We start from the raw sequence: 16,254 nt of genomic DNA on the forward strand, positions 1-16,254 counted from the left end.
TTCTTAGACACAGCAAAGCGACTGAACATCAAGTTTATTCAAGAAATTTGCCTACTGTCAAACAATTCTCGCTCGCAGGCTATTTAATAATGAGGGTCAGGTTTTCTCAAATATACCCTAACGCGATACTCTAATTTTCAGTGGAACGCAACTCATGTCAGGCATAAGCCCATTTTCTCAATCTAAGCAAGCTCCAGTGATTTTAGTGGCTGATGATGACAAGACCATCCGATTACTGTTGCGTCAAGCTATGGAAAAAGAAGGCTATCGAGTCGTTGAGGCGGCTGACGGTAAGCAGTGTTTAGTTGCTTATGAAATTGTCAAACCAGATATAGTGTTACTAGATGCAATCATGCCTGTCATGGATGGCTTCACTTGCTGTAAACAATTGCTGCAAATTGCCAGAAACAATTTGATGACAGCACTAGAAAAACTTGATACTGAATCTCCTTTGGGCAATACTGTGATCTCAAAGTTATGGGAACGCACCCCCATATTGATGATTACAAGTTTAGATGATCAGGAGTCTGTAGACCGGGCTTTTGATGCCGGAGCCACAGATTACCTGACCAAGCCAATTCATTGGGCAGTATTGCGTCAACGATTACGTAGACTACTGCAACAAGCGCAAGTATATAAACAGTTAGAAGCGGCAAATCAGGCTTTGCAGCATCTGGCCAACATTGATGGGTTAACTGGGCTGGCTAATCGTCGCCGCTTTGACGATTATCTGAATACGCAGTGGATTAATTCGGCGCAGGAAAAATCTGCTTTATCGCTGATTTTGTGTGATGTTGATTTTTTTAAATTGTATAACGATCAATATGGTCATCCAGCCGGAGATATTTGCATCCGTGAAGTGGGTAATACTTTAAACTATACAGCCCAAAACCATCAAGTTTTAGTAGCGCGTTATGGTGGTGAAGAATTTGCTGTAATTATGCCGTACACAGATGCTGCTGCGGCATTTTACGTTGCTACTTCTATGCAAGCTGCTGTGACAAATTTACAAATTGCTCATAGTGATTCTACGATTAGTCCGTATGTCACCATTAGTATGGGAGTTGCGACTATTACTCCTACCTGGGAATCCTCTGCTGCTGATTTGGTTATGGCTGCGGATCAGGCACTTTACCAAGCAAAAAAAGAGGGGCGCAATCGAATTGTGCAGAATTCGTGGCTGAAAGGATGACAATCTTTTTGCCGAGTTTCTTGTAAAGAGGCGATTAATGGTGTTTCTACTTAAGATGGATATACTGGTAGTGTAAACTGGAACAATGCTCCGCCATTGGGAGCGGAATCTACCCAAATTTGTCCGTAATGTGATTGGATGATGCGTTGGCATAAACAAAGACCAATGCCGTAACCATCTATGGCTTGATCGCGTTTGAGCCTGTAGTGGTTTTCAAAGATGCGATCGCGGTTTTCTAAGGGAATTCCCGGGCCAGTGTCACTAATACTAAATTGAATTTTTTGGGTTGTGCGGTGTAATCCGGAAACGCTAATTTTCCCCCCTTCTGGTGTATATTTGATGGCATTATCCAACAAATTTATGAGTACTTGGCGCACACGTTCTGGATCGGCATATACCTTGGGTAAATCTTGGGGAATATCCGTTTCTATTTGTTGAGATTTGGCAATGTAGCGATCGCGCAATTCTGACAACACCTCCAAACAGAGTTTGCCAAGTTCCATCTTTTGTGGTATAATTGGCAGTTCTGTATCACTCCCCTGACCTACCTGCAAAAGATCAGCGATCATCCGGTCAATTGTCTTAGTTTGATTGCGGGCTTGTTTTAACAAATGTGCTGCCATAGCTGGTTTCAACCGCACAAATGCACCCATCTCGATGTTGTAATTAGACTGTAGAGTTTCTATGGCGATCGCAGCAGCTGTGAGCGGATTGCGGAGATCGTGCGCCAGCATGGCAATAACCCTGTCTTTAAATTGTAACTGCTCTTGAAGTTTCTCTTTTTCCTGTTTTAAGCGAAAAACTTCATCTGAAAGTTTAATCAGTTCCGCAGAAACAGCTACAGAACGAATTGTTGATTTGGGTGATGACATCCGATTATTGTCATCTATTCGTTCTTGTAAGTCTTCTTGCAATTTTAAGTAAGCATCCACAGCCGCTTGCCAGCGAGGCCACCAGTTTTTCAACTGGGCAATAATATTACTCCCAGCTATAATCTGTCTGGGTTCTGGGTGAATTTTAATTAAAGCTGGTGTGGCGACTAATTTAAAATGTTCTGCTAAATAGGGTTGTTGTCCCACATCGATAATTTGAAGTTCAAAGTTATACTCAGCCTGCAATTCTTTTAAGTAAGCACGGATACGCTGCACTTGTTGTCGAGACTTTGGTCGTCCATCGACAAATAGTAACAGCTGGAGTGGAGCCTCAGAATAGATAGGCTGATCCTGGGAAACTTGCATGTAATCGTGTTTCAGCACTGGTAACAACCTGGCGACGCTTCGCTTAACAGAAAGTAGAATGGACTGACGGTTGTCAATTGTCGTTGAATTTCTTCAATTTAATCTCTATTTTAGATTTTTCATACTCCTATCTGCTCGCCGTTTTTCAGATGAGACACTTATTTTCCAGCTTTTTGCTGCCTTTTGGTCTAGCTTCGGTTCCTGGAACCACTCTGGCTGCGGAATATCAGCCCCCATCGTCCCTAACTCAAAATCTTACATCAAAGCCAACAAATGAAAAATTTTATACTGATTCCGGGAGACTGGTGCAGCGTCAGATAGATTTGATTGCTCGTATTGAGCAAGCACTCACTAGTCCAGATGCCAATCGTATCCGAGTTGTGAGAGGGCAATTAACAATTCAAGTTAAGACCGTAGAAAGTTTTGTGAATCGTCAACAGCAAAATCCCCAAACTTTGTGTAGTTCTAACATGGATTTATCGCGAAATTTTCCGCCCTTAGCAGCCCCAGATCAAATTTACTGTTCTTTGTACATTTCTAGCCAAGAGTTATTAAAACTATCCCCAGTCCTAGATAGACTGTTATCTCGACGAGGTGAATTAGCCTTAGTCAGACAGCTACCCCTAGTTACTGGCGAACGCCAATCAGATCCGGTGCTTTCTATTGCGCCCGTACAGTATCCTCATCTAGAAAAGCCCGCAGTACCTTTCTCTACATGGGAACCAAATTTATTCACTAACACTTTAGTCAGACAAGCAGCATCTACCGAACTGTTATCCCCACCAGTCCGAGTAATTGGCAGAAATGCGAAAACAGCCATAGCCAATTATGTACCGCCTGTACAACCTGCCATAGTAGCCCCTGAGTCAGCACTTACCACTCTGGCAACTGCCAAGCAAATCTTAACGGCAACACTAGGAGTATTTCCCCCAGAAATCAGCTTTACAGATCCTTGGGAAAATGCTGGGATACTTGACCGCTTGACCTACGGTCTCAGTCCACAAGAACCGCAAACTTACGCTAAGTTTTTGCAATTGCCTCGTACTGGTATTTTCCGTGTATTACAGTCTTCAGCTTACCAACGTCCCCTGAATACTCTTTGGAATCGATTGCAACCCAATGTTAGTCAGCGTTATCCTTTCCCCTCTTTGGGTGATGCTAAGGATGGATTTAATCCTAGTTTAGCACTTCAGATGGTTGGGGAGCGCTTTCAACTAGTGGATCAAGGTGTTGATTATAGTTTCATGATTAATGTGGGCGATGTACCCCTAGAGCAGTTGGATAATCGCCTACAAACTGTAGCGCCGCCAACGCGAGAGTTTCTGCTGAATTACCAACCTCCCAAGCAGTTGAATGCGTTACAAGTAGAAAAAAGGCGGTTTTTAACAGGCAAAGACCAGAATTGGCAGCAAAATCAAGTGATTTTAGCCCATGCTCCCGCTGAATTAAACCATACTTATGTAGTGCGATCGCTACAATTTCAACAGCCAGATATGATCTTCAATAGTCAGCCTATATCCTCAGACCAACTACAACAGATTCCCAGTAGTGACATGATTCTGGCCTTTCGTCCAGTGCGTCGCCGTGCTGATGGTAGTTACACAGTGCTGTGGCGAGTTTTAAATCAATTACCCGCGCCAAAAATTGAAAAGTAAGAATGTTTCAGCCCACGCAAGTGGGGTGAGACAGTGTGAAAATAGCCTAGTTGTCATAGTCTGCGCTAGGGTAGGAATAGACACGTAATTTGTAATTTCCTGTGCTTTTGTGTAAACGTCCAGCTGTCTTACTGAGTTTGGCTATCTTATTCACTTCTTTAACAGCTTGTGGTAACAATCCCAGCGCTAAAACCCTAGAACAGTCTTTGGCGGCAGATCCCAGGCTAGAAGATAACCCAGGAATCTTTGGTGAATCTCAGAAAAATCAACCGCAACCAGGGCAGAACCAACCCAGCGTTGAGTTACCATCTGATTTTCCCCCAAATATCCCTTTATATCCCAATGCTAAATTAGAGTCAGTCACACCTGCTAGTGACTCAGAAAATAGCGTAGTTACTCGCTGGCTGAGTTCTGACCCCAGCAATTTTATTACTAGCTTTTATAGTGACCAGTTTCAGAAAAGTGGCTGGCAGATTTTACAACAGCCCACAGATGATTTAGATACTTTTGAAGCACGTCGCGACGATTTGCAGGTGAAAGTGTCTATTCAGGCACAATCAGTTACTAACCCCAAACCTGATCAACCACAAACAGCGACTGCATTAGTTATTGAGTACGTACCTAATAGTACAGCAGCAACTCAACCCACCGAAACCGCAAGTTCTCCATCCACCAATCCCAATATTCTCGGTCCGGCGCTACCTGATAATGTCGCGACACAGCCAGATAACACATCCGGTAGCCAAACAACAGCTACAGCCACACCAAAATCTCAGAAATTCAACGATCTCAACCAAGCACCGCCAGAACTGCGTCAACCCATCCAAGACTTAGCAGCTTTGGGTGTTTTGACTTTAAAGTCTCAGGAAGTTAAGAGCAGTTCTAATGATGCCATAACTAACTCCTTTGAACCCGGTAAAAACATGACTCGCCGGGAATATGCCCGTTGGCTAGTTGCTGCTAACAATGCCATCTATATTAATAATCCGGCTAAACAGATTCGCTTGGCATCCGAAAGCACTCAACCGACGTTTAGTGATGTGTCAAAAACCGATGTTGATTTTTCCGTAATTCAAGGGTTAGCTGAAGCAGGACTAATTCCCAGTACCTTGTCTGGCGATTCTACGGCAGTTTTATTTCAACCTGATGCACCACTGACACGAGAACAGTTAATTCTGTGGAAATTACCTCTAGATACTCGCCAAGCCTTACCTGCGGCCAATGTAGATGCAGTCAAGGAAACTTGGGGTTTTCAAGATACGGAAAAAATTGACCCCAAGGCATTACGCGCCGTGCTGGCTGATTTCCAAAATGGCGAAAAATCTAATATTCGCCGGGTGTTTGGCTATACAACCCTGTTTCAACCTAAAAAACCAGTTTCTCGCGCTGAAGCTGCGGCGGCTTTAGGGTATTTTGGCACTCAAGGTGAGGGAATATCGGCTGCTGAGGCTTTGAACGTCAAGCGATCATCGCCAAACTGAGTTAAATGCTGTAAATAAGTAGTTCAAACTGAAAAAACGTAATACCCAGATCCCCGACTTCTCGAAGAAGTCGGGGATCTATATCGTCAAGGTTTTATGTTTAATTATGTTGACCTACTTATACAGATGAAGGTAGGGTGGGCTATTTGTCTCCCTATCCTATTTTTGGCAGTCTCACTTTACAAATACTTCATAAAATCCCTGTCATTCATGAAAATCAGGTAAATTATTACATTCTCCGTGAATATAACTTATATAGTGCTTTAAGTATTGGTAACCGTATTAAATCATTTACGCAATTCCAACTAATTGAGAGTGCTGGGCTTTGCAATGAGCAATCAATATAAACCCGGCATTTATCAACTTTTATCAATCCTTCCAGATTGTAATTTGTAATTCACAACACATCTATTCAAATCAGATAAATATGAAAACACAGTTCATGGCAGCCGGATTTGTCCTCTTTTCTTTCATGTTGCCATTAAAGGCTTCAGCTTTTACTGGGATTTATGTACTTGGTGATAGTTTGTCTGATACGGGCAATGTATTCGCAGCTTCTGCCGCTGCGACGGGAGTGGGATCTCCACCCCCACCTTACTTTCAAGGACGCTTTTCCAATGGCCCTATCTGGATAGATCAACTTGCCCAAAAATTGAATTTAGATTCTCCCACTCCATTTATTCAAGTTGCCAATGGAGCTACCCCTCAAGGTGGAATTAACTTTGCTTTTGGCGGAGCCACTACCACAGCAGCAAATACCATCGATGCTAATCTTTTTGCACTGCCACAGCAAGTTGGAGCATTTCAAACTTTGCTGAATCCAAATCAGCAGCCTGTTGACCCTGATGCACTCTATATACTTGCCTTTGGTTCAAATGATTATGTGCCTACCACATCCCTAGACTTTGTGCCTTTTACTAACCCTGATCAAACCTTAGCAAATATCTCAAATGCTATACAAGCCCTAGCCAGTTTTGGGGTCAAAAATTTGCTAGTACCCAATTTATCTAATTTGGGCGATACGCCACTAGCACTGAGTCTAGGTCAATCTGTATCTAACAACCTTAATCAGTTAACCCAAGAGCATAATGCTGGACTATCCACACTTATCGCAGGTTTCAACCAAAATCCAGCACTGGGTTTAAACATTATTCCTCTTGATATCAATTCGCTGTTTAGTAATCCGCAAAATTTAGGGTTTGCAAATTTTACTGAACCTTGCCTTAACATAAACACTCAGACACTCTGTAATAACCCCGAAGAGTATTTCTATTGGGACTTTATCCATCCCACAACACCTGCTCATAGCCTGGTAGCAGATGCAGCATTCTTGGCACTTGAACCGCAATCTGTTCCCGAACCTGGTTCTGTATTGGGGATGTTGGCCTTTGGTGTTTTAGGTGCAGCAGGAGTCCTCAAGCGCCAACAAAAAAAGTTTGCATTTACTCCAGCAAGTCCGGCTCTTGTCGCACAATCATCTCGTACAAGGGTTGAAAACTAAACCAACCCAAATAATTTGACCCCACCTGAGAATGCGCCAAACTAGCATACTCATGTTTAATTAGGCAAGGTTTGCCAGCAGCCTCAGCTAGTAATTGAGCTTGACAAGAGCGCTCCATTGTGATGAACCACCAGGCAGCTTCATCAATTGAGTGACCAACTGTCAGCAAACCGTGGTTTTTGAGGATGATAGCTTTATTGCTGCCTAATGTTTGGGCAATACGTTGACCTTCTTCTATTTCTAAAACCACACCTGTATAGTCATTAAACAGGCTGTGGTCTTGGTAAAATGAGCAGGCATCTTGAGTAAGGGGGTCGAGCAGACGACCGAGACTAGACCAGCTTTTGCCATATATAGAATGGGCATGAGCTGCTGCTACCACATCGGGACGAGCTGCATGAACTTGGGAATGAATCGCAAAAGCTGCTTGATTTACTGGGTAATTGCCCTGAATGACTTCACCTTGCTGATTAACTAGAATCAAATCACTAACTTTAATTAAGCTAAAGTGCATCGCGAAGGGATTGACCCAAAAATGTTCTGGGTGTTCTGGGTCGCGTGCCGTGATATGCCCGGCAATACCCTCATCAAACCCATAACGCGCAAACAGGCGTAATGCTGCTGTTAGTCGCTGTTTCCGATGCTGGCGTTCATCCTCAATGGAAGTAAAGGTTGGGGGTTGGGGCGTATTTGGCTTGTCTTGAGGGATAACTTGCATATTGCTTCTGAAATTCGTATTTTTATGAACAATCTTCATATTGTTGCTCAAATCCCTGGTAAAAACCCAGACCAAGCGATGGGCAAAGCCCCGCCTCCGGCGATCGCGATCGCAGCATACAAAAAGATACTACTGTTACATGAGACAATGCCTACAGTGAAGTATTGTTAAGTAATTCGACTCAAGCCGATGACGGGATTTGAACCCGTGGCCTGCTGATTACGAATCAGCTGCTCTACCACTGAGCCACATCGGCGCGTACAGCATAATATTATAGCATTATTTGCTCATGATCAATCAAAATTCTAAAAATAGCCTTAATCCTGAACAATATGCCCGCCTCAAAGCCGAAATGGCCACCCCCTATCGTGGTTTCCGGCAATTTATCTATATCGGTTTTGGTGCATCTGCATTAATTGGAGCATTTATTTTCTTTTTTCAAGTCCTGGCTGGACGAGATGTTAATAACGCTTTGCCTAACTTGGCGCTTCAAGTCGGAGTTTTAGCCCTGATGATTTTTCTGTGGCGCTGGGAGCAAAATCGCCAAAAACGTTCATAGATGTTGAAAAAACTCAGCAATCAGACTTTGACCAAGCCCCGTTCGTGTGGGGTGTAGACAAAGAGATAGCCCCAACAAAGAAAGGGGTCACAAGCCCCCTCTTTTCAAGACAATTGCATTGGTGGGAGTTCCAAGCCCCGACCAATGCTGTCTTCCCTACACCCTAACCCCTACCCCCAACACCCTATTTTTGACACCCTCAGCAAATCACAAAGGATGCCAAAGCTAGAAGTTTACTGAGCTGTTACCAAATAAGGTGAAGCAATTGGTTGGACACGTCCAGCATTGACCAGTGCCTGGTAAACAAAAGCAGCAATTTCTGCTCTAGTTGCAGGACGATTGGGATTAAGTTGTCTAGCTGTGGGATAGTTAATCACTAATTGTCGTGTAGTTGCGGCCGCGACTGGGCCTATTGCGTAATTAGGAATCTGGGCAGCATCGCTGTAAACAGAAAGAGCATTCTGATTATTGGCAGTGAAACCCAGACCATTGGCTAAGGAAACCAGTGCCTGTACTCTAGGAATTTGCTGCTGTGGTTGAAATCTACCATCAGGATAGCCAGCTAGAAATTCACTTCGATAAGCAGATTGAATCGCACCGTAAGCCCAGAAATTATTAGCGACATCTCTAAAATTAATCCCTGTGCGTTTAACTGGTGGTGTCAAAGCTTTGGTGACAATGGTGGCAAATTGAGCGCGAGTTACAGGGTCATTGGGTTTAAAAGTACCATCGGGGAAACCAGCAATGATATTTTGCGATGCTAGGGCTTCAATGTAAGCTTTTGCCCAATAACCTTCTGGCACATCTCCAAAGGCACTTTGACCAGTGGGCAGGTCAACATTAGCAGCCACGAAATTCACTTGACCAACAATGCGACTCTGATCAATATCGTTGCCAATAGCAAGAATCGTATTACTAGAAGTGGCATTATTTACATCATGCCGAGTGTTACCACGAATGAGATTGCCACCAGGATTTTCATTGGTACCAAGGTCAGGTTGAGCATTGACAGTGGCAACAATACCATCCCGCTTATTGTTTTGAATGACATTCTTACGCAGTACAGGTCTAGCCGATTCTGAGATAAACAGACCATCTTGGTTTTGGATGATTTGGTTGCCCTCAATTAGGGGTGTGGAAGTACCGCCTATCGCTAGACCAAAACCTGTATCCTGAAACAAGTTATTGCGAATTTCACCCTGGGCAGTTCTAACTACTGAAATCCCGTTACCCTGATTCTGCACAAACAGGTTATTTTCAATTTTGGGATTACCTGTACCAGTGACAAAAACACCCTCTCTGGAACTGTTAGTGAAAGTATTATTTTGGATGCTGGGATTACTTGATTCGACCCAAACGGCAGTACCACGCTGATTTGGGTTAGTTACAGTTAAACCTGCAACAGTGGTATTTTCGGTAGCCAAGATGGTTATATCTTGTCGAGCAAAGGTACGGCTAGTATAAAAACCGCCACCAGTAATCAAGACTGCCTGACCTTTACTAGATTCATCACCACGTAGGGTCACCCCTGGGTTGAGCAACAGAGGAAATTGTTCCCCAGATTCGCTGTTATAAGTCCCTGGTGCTAGTTGAATAATTGTCCCTGGTTGGGCTTGTCTGAGAGCAAAAGTAATAGTTTTATAGGGCGCAGCTGCGGTAGTACCAACTCCAGTTGTATCTGCACCGGTTTGAGGATTAACGTAAATTACGGTTGCAGAGGTAGGAACTTGCGCCATTAAAGTCTGTTGGCGGGTCGCACCAGCATTTGCCTGACTAGTCAGTAATATGGAACCTCCGAATACAACTAACAAAGCCGTTAGTCCGGCTCGCCAGGGTAAAGTCGATTTCAGGTGACTGCTAAACAAAAGGCGAAAATTTTTTGCTGATAGCTGGCGTGGCGCAGCCAGAGAAATATTAAATTCCCGATATTTCATTTTATGTTGGTGGTTAGCTGAATTACAGTTGCTTAAACAGGGTCAAATATAGCAGCTAAGAGCTATTTAATCCATGCCAAACTAGATCGGATGACTAGCAATGAATCAGCTAAGTTTCGCAAGAAAACACCTAAATAATTTTGTTCAGGTGGCAAAATTCGATCAGTTTAGCTTAAAAAACACAACCTGAGCGTAGCTTACCGTAGGTATGACCATAGCCCAATTAGATGATTAACACCCGCTTACGAGTTAAATTAAAAATATCAATATCTGCCTATAGCATTGTGGTTTCGGTCAAATAGATAACTAGAGCCAGATGCTGCCACTAGTTTTGATGGATATCATGCTAGAGAAATCAAGTCTAGAGATATGCTGTATTAGTTTATGGTGCTGCGCCGAGCCTTATTTTTAATTAGTACGTGTCTGCTATTCTTCCACACTGCTGCCTTTGCGGCTGAACAAGTAGTGCTGAAATATGGTATTTTCCGTGAATCAATTTCAGTGGAGGAACTATCCACTTTTGCCGAAACTGGAGAACTCTCACGTTCACTACGAGTCAATTTCGCTTTAGCGCAACAAGACCCCAACGCAATTCGTCCATATCTGACGACACCTGTAAACATCGATTTGGTGATTTTAGATAGAGTTCTGAATAGCCCAATTGGTAACGTGATCCTCGATGAGCTAAGTCAAGTTATTCATCCGCCATCCCGTACAGCCGACAGGCAAGCTTTACGCGCAGCTTTGGTACTCTCGGCTAGTGAAGATGGGCAGGTGACGTTACTAGAAATAATTCAAAATTATCCCACGACAAATGTAGAAGTTGATGGAGAACGCTTGGAGAATGCTTACCATCAACTTCGCCGCTTGCAAGTAGGTGTACAAGAGTTGCTCAATTTTTAATAAGCTAAAGTTTCTAAAGTTTCTCGTAAATATCTCTGTACCTGTTGTTCCAGGTGAAGTCCCTGCAATTGGGCATGGTGTTCTAGTTGCCAGCGTTGAAAACCTGAACTAGTGGCGATCGCGCATTTTAGACTATACCAAATTTCTGGATCAGCAGAAAAGTGGCGATCGCTAGCAGATGGAATTTGAGCCATAGTTCCTCATTCCTCAGTTTTAACTTCAACCGTTATGGCAGTTTTCACTTTCAGCAAATACGACATTGCCTGAATGAAAAAGTGCATAATTCGTTTCACACCCATCAGGGTCTACTTTAAGGGTTTTTGTGGGTTTGTGTTAATCCCTCTCAGGGATAGAAATAACCGAGGCACAATTTGATTAACCCTTACACCTAAAATAGTAAAATCCTGCTGAATCTTTTCTAAAGATAATGGTTCTATAGCGGCAAATTCTGTCTCATTGGTCACCAAAACTCGCGCCACACTCACGGGTATTTGTAAAAATAGATTACTGGCAAAAAAAGCTAAAGCAGCTAATAGTAAACCCAAGCTGCGCCACTGGGGCAAAAATTTAGCTAAACTTTCTAACTGTGGAACTACCTGATAGAGTTGCCACAAGACTCCAACTAATAATATGGCTGCCACCAAGGACAAAAAACGATTTAACTTTGTATTAATTAAACAGAGAATTTTACGCTGTTGCTCAGTGAGATTTTCTGGCTTCAGTGCTACACCCAAAATGGCAAATATATAAAAAGGGCGGTGTAATTGCATCCATAACAGTGGTAAAACACCAATTCCAGCGACGAGAAATAGCTCCATCCAAACTGGCAAAAGTGGTTCACCCACCGACAAGAACAATAAACACAGGACTAAAAAAATTGGCAGCATCGCCAATCCAGCGACGTGAATCCACAATATAGGTTCAGAACGAAATGAGGCCATATAAAACTTGTGAGTGCTGTAAACGCTGGCGCGGCGTTAGTCCGGTCTTCTCCCAGAGGTATAGGCCAAAGCCTGCGTGAGAAACGGCAAAAGACTTTATCTCTAGGGTGGCAACTGGCATTGCTGAACGCTTTTAGCATCAAGGGCATAGCCAGTGCGGATTGATGAGTTTTGAAGTTTGAGTTGTCAACTCTTTTCAACTCAAAACTCATCATTTTTACTCATGACCCAGCAGTTAATCACCGACACTACTTCGTCAGTGTGAGTGTACGACGCTTGGTTACCATTTGGAAGGCTTCAATGAGATCACCTTCAGCCCAATCATGGAATTTATCAATGTTGATGCCGCATTCGTAACCGGAGTTAACTTCACGCGCATCTTCTTTGATTCGTTTGAGGGAGTCAAGCACACCTTCGTAAACCACCTTACCGGAACGACGCACTCGCACTTTGCAGTTGCGAACCAATTTACCAGACTGCACATAGCAACCAGCAACAGCTCCACGACCAACTGGGAAGACGGCACGAACTTCGGTTTGACCAAGGGGTTCTTCCACCAATTCTGGTTCCAGAAGACCTTCTAAGGCTCCTTGGATGTCTTCCAAGAGTTTGTAGATGATATTGTATTCCCTCACATCCACACCAGATTCGTCGGCGGCTTGTCTAGCACCACTGGCGAAGGTGGTATTGAAGCCAATAATTACGGCTCCACTGGCTGCGGCTAGGTCAATATCTGTCTCAGTTATTTCTCCAGCAGTAGCCAATAGCATCCGAATTTGAACTTCGTTTTGGGGGATTTGTCTGAGAGATCCCACAATGGCTTCCACAGAACCTTGTACATCTCCCTTCAGGATCAAGTTGAGTTCTTTCAACTCGCCTTCTTGTGCTTGAGCTGAGAGAGTTGTCAGAGTAATCCGTCCTTGTAACAGGCGCGATATACGTTGTTTGTCCGCGCGAGTTGCAGCCAACGTTCTGGCTTCTTTTTCATTCGCAAAGACTTCAAAGTCATCGCCTGCACCCGGTACATCACTTAAACCCAGTACCTCGACTGCAAAGGAAGGACTAGCAATGTCTACTCGTTTGCCTCTGTCATCAACCATCGCCCGCACTTTACCGAATGCCGAGCCAGCTACTAACATATCGCCTACGTGCAAGGTCCCATTCTGAATCAGCAAGGTAGCAACTGCTCCTTTAGCCTTATCGAGATGTGCCTCAATTACTGTTCCCTTAGCAGAACGGTCTGGGTTAGCAGATAGTTCTCCGACTTCTGCGACTAGCAGAATCATTTCTAAGAGGGTATCGAGGTTTTCACCTTTGATTGCACTCACAGGAACCATGATCGTTTCACCACCCCATTCTTCAGGTGTGAGACCATACTGAGTCAGTTCTTGTTTAACGCGGTCTGGCTGTGCGCCTTCTTTATCAATTTTGTTGATGGCTACAACAATTGGAACTTCGGCGGCTTGAGCATGGCTAATAGCTTCAATAGTTTGCGGACGAACGCCGTCATCAGCAGCTACTACCAAGATGGCAATGTCAGTCACTCTCGCACCCCGTGCGCGCATCGCTGTGAATGCTTCGTGTCCGGGAGTGTCTAAGAAGACGATTTGCTGCGCCTTGCCATCGTGTTCCACATCCACATGGTATGCACCAATGTGTTGGGTAATACCACCAGCTTCACCAGAAGCTACTTTGGTTTTGCGAATGGAATCGAGCAGAGTTGTCTTACCGTGGTCTACGTGACCCATAATAGTCACGACTGGCGGACGGCGCTGGAGTAGTTGCATATCTGCCACATCCAACATTTCTGTGACTTTGCGCGCTTCTGCTTCTCGTTCGGCGATTTCGATTTCGATTTCTAGCTCTTTACCTACCAAATTAATGGTTGGAATATCCAAATTCTGGGTGATACTCACCGCCATGCCTTTGAGGAACAGGATTTTGACAATCTCTGTATCGGCAACAGCTAAAACATCAGACAGTTCTTGGACTGTCATTGGCCCTGTGATCTCTACTTTTTCTGGACGATCAAGCTTCGTCTCGACTTCTTGGCGACGGTTGTGGTCGCGGCGAGAAGAAAAGGATCTTTTCTTTCTGGTAGTGGGGGCGCTAATAACTGCTGCACCGGGTGACTGTGCAGATCGTGTGGCTTTTGGTTTGGGAGGACGGGCAATGGAAAGACTGACTTGGACGGTAGCTGGTGAGTCTTGATCGTCACCATCAAGTAAATCGTCTTCTTCAAAGTCATCATCAACAACTGGTTTGACCCGCTTGCCTTTAACTCCTAACTTGCCAGCCTTTTCCTTGATTTCGTCAATAATTTCTTCTTCTTGCCACTTTTTACCACCTTTGGCTAGACGCGGTGGCGTGGGGCGTTTTAAATCAAGTAGTTCGACTGAAGCCCGATCATTGTTTAAATCCGCTTTTCCTTGTCCGCCGGACATTGGTTTAGGCGGAGTAGCAATTGGCATTGCTGCTACAACTTCAGATGGACGTACTGGTCGGCTGGGTCTTGGCCCATCTGCCGATTGGTGTGCCGGCGGTCTATTTGCTCTTGGCTCTGATCGCGTGGGAGATGGAGTAGGACGAGCTTGTTTGGGAACTGGAGCCTGTGGGGCTTCTGTGCTGGTTGGTTGAGCAACCTTTTGCTTGACTTGATCTCTTTTGAGTAATGGTTTATCAGCGGTCGCTAGCTGGTCAGCGGTGACCGGAGAATTTTCCGATGCCGGTCTAGCTGGTGGGGACACCAGTTGCGGTTTTGGTGGTTTTTCCGCTTTCGGTCTTGGTGAAACCGCACTTCGGCTGCGCTCAGTGCCAGCTTGTTCCGGTTTTCCCGTGGCTATTGTTTCCGGTGCCTCTGGATTAGAAACTTGATCTGCTTGTGTGATTGCAGGTTCTGCTGAGGTCTCAGATTGATTCCGGGGTACAGGTCGAATTGGTGCCGTCGGCTTCATGGGTGAGACTGTTGTATCGAAGGGCTGTGGTGCTGAAGTAGAATTCACTTCCGAGGAAGCTTGTTGGCTATCACTAGCAACTGAAGCTTCTGGGGCGTTGGAGGTTGTATTTCTCAATATTTTGGGTTTGCGAATTTCCAAAATTTGCTGTTTGTGAGGTGGGGTAGGTCGGTTGCGATCGCCAGTTGGTGATGAATTGGGTTTATGGCTGGATATACCTTGTTCCTTTTTTTGCATCACATTAGTAGCTGTCAGTTTTTCGGCAGTCGTGCGGATGCGTTCTGCCTCTGATTCTGAAATCGTGCTGCTATGACTTTTGACCGCAATGTTGAGCTGGTCGCAAATTGCTAATAGCTCTTTGTTATCCAAATTCAATTCCTTTGATAATTCGTAGATTCTAACTTTGCCGTTGTTCATCCACTCTTCCCCTTTAATTTACAGTTTTTTAGCGGATGGTTGCCTGGTTTTCGACATCTCCATCCTTTGATTACTGTTTTTAGGTTGCCCTTGGTGATTTTGCCGGTGCCTCCAGTCAGGAAAGAGAGATGTTTCGGTTTAACTCTGGCATGACCACCAAGAATGATGGTTGATGCCAAGCTGCGCCTGAGCGCTACCAGGTTGCCATTTTTTAGTTTTTTGTTTTGCTGATTCTGAGTCTTCTACAACACAATCGAGTAAAACTTTTTGGGAGTATTGCTCTGCCACTCTGCTTGTGAAAAAGCCGCAGCTGACTACACCCATTTACTATTTTGGCATTCACCCCATCAATTGCAGAGTCGGCTTTATGCACAAGGACTCTGGGGATTACCGCCAGGAGGTTTTTCCACCTAATTTCAATTTTGATTTTGGGGATGGCTTTGGGCTAGACGCTGCCACAATGTTTGATGCAATGCTTCTGGCACTGATGCATGTAGCGATCGCCCTAGTCGATTTTTTTTCTGAGCCGCTTGTAGGCAACTCATTTGTGGGCAAATATAGGCAGAACGCCCCATGCCCTGATCTAATTGTACCTTTCCAGATGGAAAGACGCGGACAATCCGCCAAAAGTCCTCTTTCAAGCCTACTTTGCGACAACTAATACAACGCCGATAATTTGGTTTCATTAGTCTTAATTTGACTTACAGGTGAGCAATCTGGTTGTGAAAATAAACTTGGCTTTACCAATCTTTACTTACACG

At 44.3% G+C, this 16,254-nt stretch carries 15 protein-coding genes and 1 tRNA gene; 8 read left to right on the top strand and 8 right to left on the bottom strand.

The window, feature by feature from the left end; translation table 11 throughout:
- Positions 1–154 precede the first annotated feature (154 nt).
- Positions 155–1,192: a response regulator gene (locus tag AACX33_RS10075; protein ID WP_193997407.1), complete on the top strand. Its 1,038-nt coding sequence runs from the start codon at positions 155–157 to the stop codon at positions 1,190–1,192.
- A 50-nt stretch (positions 1,193–1,242) separates the two neighbouring features.
- Here the strand turns inward: AACX33_RS10075 and AACX33_RS10080 are convergent, their stop codons facing one another.
- On the bottom strand, positions 1,243–2,448 hold the full coding sequence (locus AACX33_RS10080) for a histidine kinase (protein ID WP_193997406.1): 1,206 nt from the start codon (positions 2,446–2,448) through the stop codon (positions 1,243–1,245).
- A 131-nt stretch (positions 2,449–2,579) separates the two neighbouring features.
- On the opposite strand from AACX33_RS10080, the gene AACX33_RS10085 reads away from it, so the two are divergent.
- The 3 genes from AACX33_RS10085 to AACX33_RS10095 all read left to right on the top strand — a co-directional run bounded on the left by AACX33_RS10085 (position 2,580) and on the right by AACX33_RS10095 (position 7,067).
- Positions 2,580–4,085: a hypothetical protein gene (locus tag AACX33_RS10085; RefSeq protein WP_193997405.1), complete on the top strand. Its 1,506-nt coding sequence runs from the start codon at positions 2,580–2,582 to the stop codon at positions 4,083–4,085.
- Between the two features lie 101 nt (positions 4,086–4,186).
- Entirely contained in the window at positions 4,187–5,566 is a 1,380-nt protein-coding gene (locus AACX33_RS10090; RefSeq protein ID WP_193997404.1) for an S-layer homology domain-containing protein, read from the top strand.
- Positions 5,567–5,993: 427 nt separating this feature from the next.
- A complete protein-coding gene (locus tag AACX33_RS10095; protein ID WP_193997403.1) occupies positions 5,994–7,067 on the top strand; it encodes an SGNH/GDSL hydrolase family protein in 1,074 nt (357 codons plus the stop codon).
- Here AACX33_RS10095 and AACX33_RS10100 read toward each other — a convergent pair.
- Complete coding sequence (locus tag AACX33_RS10100; RefSeq protein ID WP_265338645.1) at positions 7,009–7,785, bottom strand: class II aldolase/adducin family protein; 777 nt, start codon at positions 7,783–7,785, stop codon at positions 7,009–7,011. The two genes, AACX33_RS10095 and AACX33_RS10100, sit on opposite strands and share 59 nt — an antisense overlap.
- Positions 7,786–7,809: 24 nt before the next feature.
- Here AACX33_RS10100 and AACX33_RS10105 point away from each other — a divergent pair, with 24 nt between their 5' ends.
- Entirely contained in the window at positions 7,810–7,956 is a 147-nt protein-coding gene (locus AACX33_RS10105; RefSeq protein WP_193997401.1) for a hypothetical protein, read from the top strand.
- A gap of 13 nt (positions 7,957–7,969) precedes the next feature.
- Here the strand turns inward: AACX33_RS10105 and AACX33_RS10110 are convergent.
- Positions 7,970–8,041: transfer RNA gene (locus AACX33_RS10110), tRNA-Thr, on the bottom strand.
- A 33-nt stretch (positions 8,042–8,074) separates the two neighbouring features.
- On the opposite strand from AACX33_RS10110, the gene AACX33_RS10115 reads away from it, so the two are divergent.
- Positions 8,075–8,344 carry a DUF3493 domain-containing protein gene (locus AACX33_RS10115; RefSeq protein WP_193997400.1) on the top strand — a complete coding sequence of 90 codons (270 nt, stop codon included), beginning with the start codon at positions 8,075–8,077 and terminating at the stop codon, positions 8,342–8,344.
- Between the two features lie 233 nt (positions 8,345–8,577).
- Here AACX33_RS10115 and AACX33_RS10120 read toward each other — a convergent pair whose 3' ends face one another.
- On the bottom strand, positions 8,578–10,278 hold the full coding sequence (locus tag AACX33_RS10120; protein ID WP_193997399.1) for a DUF1565 domain-containing protein: 1,701 nt from the start codon (positions 10,276–10,278) through the stop codon (positions 8,578–8,580).
- 384 nt (positions 10,279–10,662) lie between these two features.
- On the opposite strand from AACX33_RS10120, the gene AACX33_RS10125 reads away from it, so the two are divergent.
- Complete coding sequence (locus AACX33_RS10125) at positions 10,663–11,181, top strand: alpha/beta hydrolase (RefSeq protein WP_193997398.1); 519 nt, start codon at positions 10,663–10,665, stop codon at positions 11,179–11,181.
- On the opposite strand, the gene AACX33_RS10130 is transcribed toward AACX33_RS10125, so the two are convergent.
- The gene (locus tag AACX33_RS10130; RefSeq protein ID WP_193997397.1) at positions 11,178–11,375 is read right to left on the bottom strand and encodes a hypothetical protein; all 198 of its coding nucleotides are present in this window, start codon (positions 11,373–11,375) and stop codon (positions 11,178–11,180) included. The two genes, AACX33_RS10125 and AACX33_RS10130, sit on opposite strands and share 4 nt — an antisense overlap.
- A gap of 111 nt (positions 11,376–11,486) precedes the next feature.
- On the bottom strand, positions 11,487–12,122 hold the full coding sequence (locus AACX33_RS10135; RefSeq protein ID WP_193997396.1) for a low-complexity tail membrane protein: 636 nt from the start codon (positions 12,120–12,122) through the stop codon (positions 11,487–11,489).
- A gap of 9 nt (positions 12,123–12,131) precedes the next feature.
- Here AACX33_RS10135 and AACX33_RS10140 point away from each other — a divergent pair, with 9 nt between their 5' ends.
- Positions 12,132–12,287, top strand: coding sequence for a hypothetical protein (locus AACX33_RS10140; RefSeq protein ID WP_193997395.1), 156 nt, complete (start codon positions 12,132–12,134; stop codon positions 12,285–12,287).
- A gap of 83 nt (positions 12,288–12,370) precedes the next feature.
- Here the strand turns inward: AACX33_RS10140 and infB are convergent, their stop codons facing one another.
- Positions 12,371–15,493, bottom strand: coding sequence for a translation initiation factor IF-2 (gene infB, locus AACX33_RS10145; protein WP_193997394.1), 3,123 nt, complete (start codon positions 15,491–15,493; stop codon positions 12,371–12,373).
- A gap of 416 nt (positions 15,494–15,909) precedes the next feature.
- A complete protein-coding gene (locus tag AACX33_RS10150) occupies positions 15,910–16,179 on the bottom strand; it encodes a YlxR family protein (RefSeq protein WP_193997393.1) in 270 nt (89 codons plus the stop codon).
- Positions 16,180–16,254 lie beyond the last annotated feature (75 nt).

Source organism: Nodularia sp. LEGE 04288, from assembly GCF_963896525.1.
Classification (GTDB): domain Bacteria; phylum Cyanobacteriota; class Cyanobacteriia; order Cyanobacteriales; family Nostocaceae; genus Nodularia.

What these genes read in the sequence shown, in the direction of transcription:
- AACX33_RS10075 (WP_193997407.1), top strand. Translation starts at nt 155, where the DNA reads ATGTCAGGCATAAGCCCATTTTCTCAATCTAAGCAAGCTCCAGTGATT.
- AACX33_RS10085 (WP_193997405.1), top strand. Translation starts at nt 2,580, where the DNA reads ATGAGACACTTATTTTCCAGCTTTTTGCTGCCTTTTGGTCTAGCTTCG.
- AACX33_RS10095 (WP_193997403.1), top strand. Translation starts at nt 5,994, where the DNA reads ATGAAAACACAGTTCATGGCAGCCGGATTTGTCCTCTTTTCTTTCATG.
- AACX33_RS10100 (WP_265338645.1), bottom strand. Translation starts at nt 7,785, where the DNA reads ATGCAAGTTATCCCTCAAGACAAGCCAAATACGCCCCAACCCCCAACC.
- AACX33_RS10105 (WP_193997401.1), top strand. Translation starts at nt 7,810, where the DNA reads ATGAACAATCTTCATATTGTTGCTCAAATCCCTGGTAAAAACCCAGAC.
- AACX33_RS10115 (WP_193997400.1), top strand. Translation starts at nt 8,075, where the DNA reads ATGATCAATCAAAATTCTAAAAATAGCCTTAATCCTGAACAATATGCC.
- AACX33_RS10120 (WP_193997399.1), bottom strand. Translation starts at nt 10,278, where the DNA reads ATGAAATATCGGGAATTTAATATTTCTCTGGCTGCGCCACGCCAGCTA.
- AACX33_RS10125 (WP_193997398.1), top strand. Translation starts at nt 10,663, where the DNA reads ATGGTGCTGCGCCGAGCCTTATTTTTAATTAGTACGTGTCTGCTATTC.
- AACX33_RS10130 (WP_193997397.1), bottom strand. Translation starts at nt 11,375, where the DNA reads ATGGCTCAAATTCCATCTGCTAGCGATCGCCACTTTTCTGCTGATCCA.
- AACX33_RS10135 (WP_193997396.1), bottom strand. Translation starts at nt 12,122, where the DNA reads ATGGCCTCATTTCGTTCTGAACCTATATTGTGGATTCACGTCGCTGGA.
- infB (WP_193997394.1), bottom strand. Translation starts at nt 15,493, where the DNA reads ATGAACAACGGCAAAGTTAGAATCTACGAATTATCAAAGGAATTGAAT.
- AACX33_RS10150 (WP_193997393.1), bottom strand. Translation starts at nt 16,179, where the DNA reads ATGAAACCAAATTATCGGCGTTGTATTAGTTGTCGCAAAGTAGGCTTG.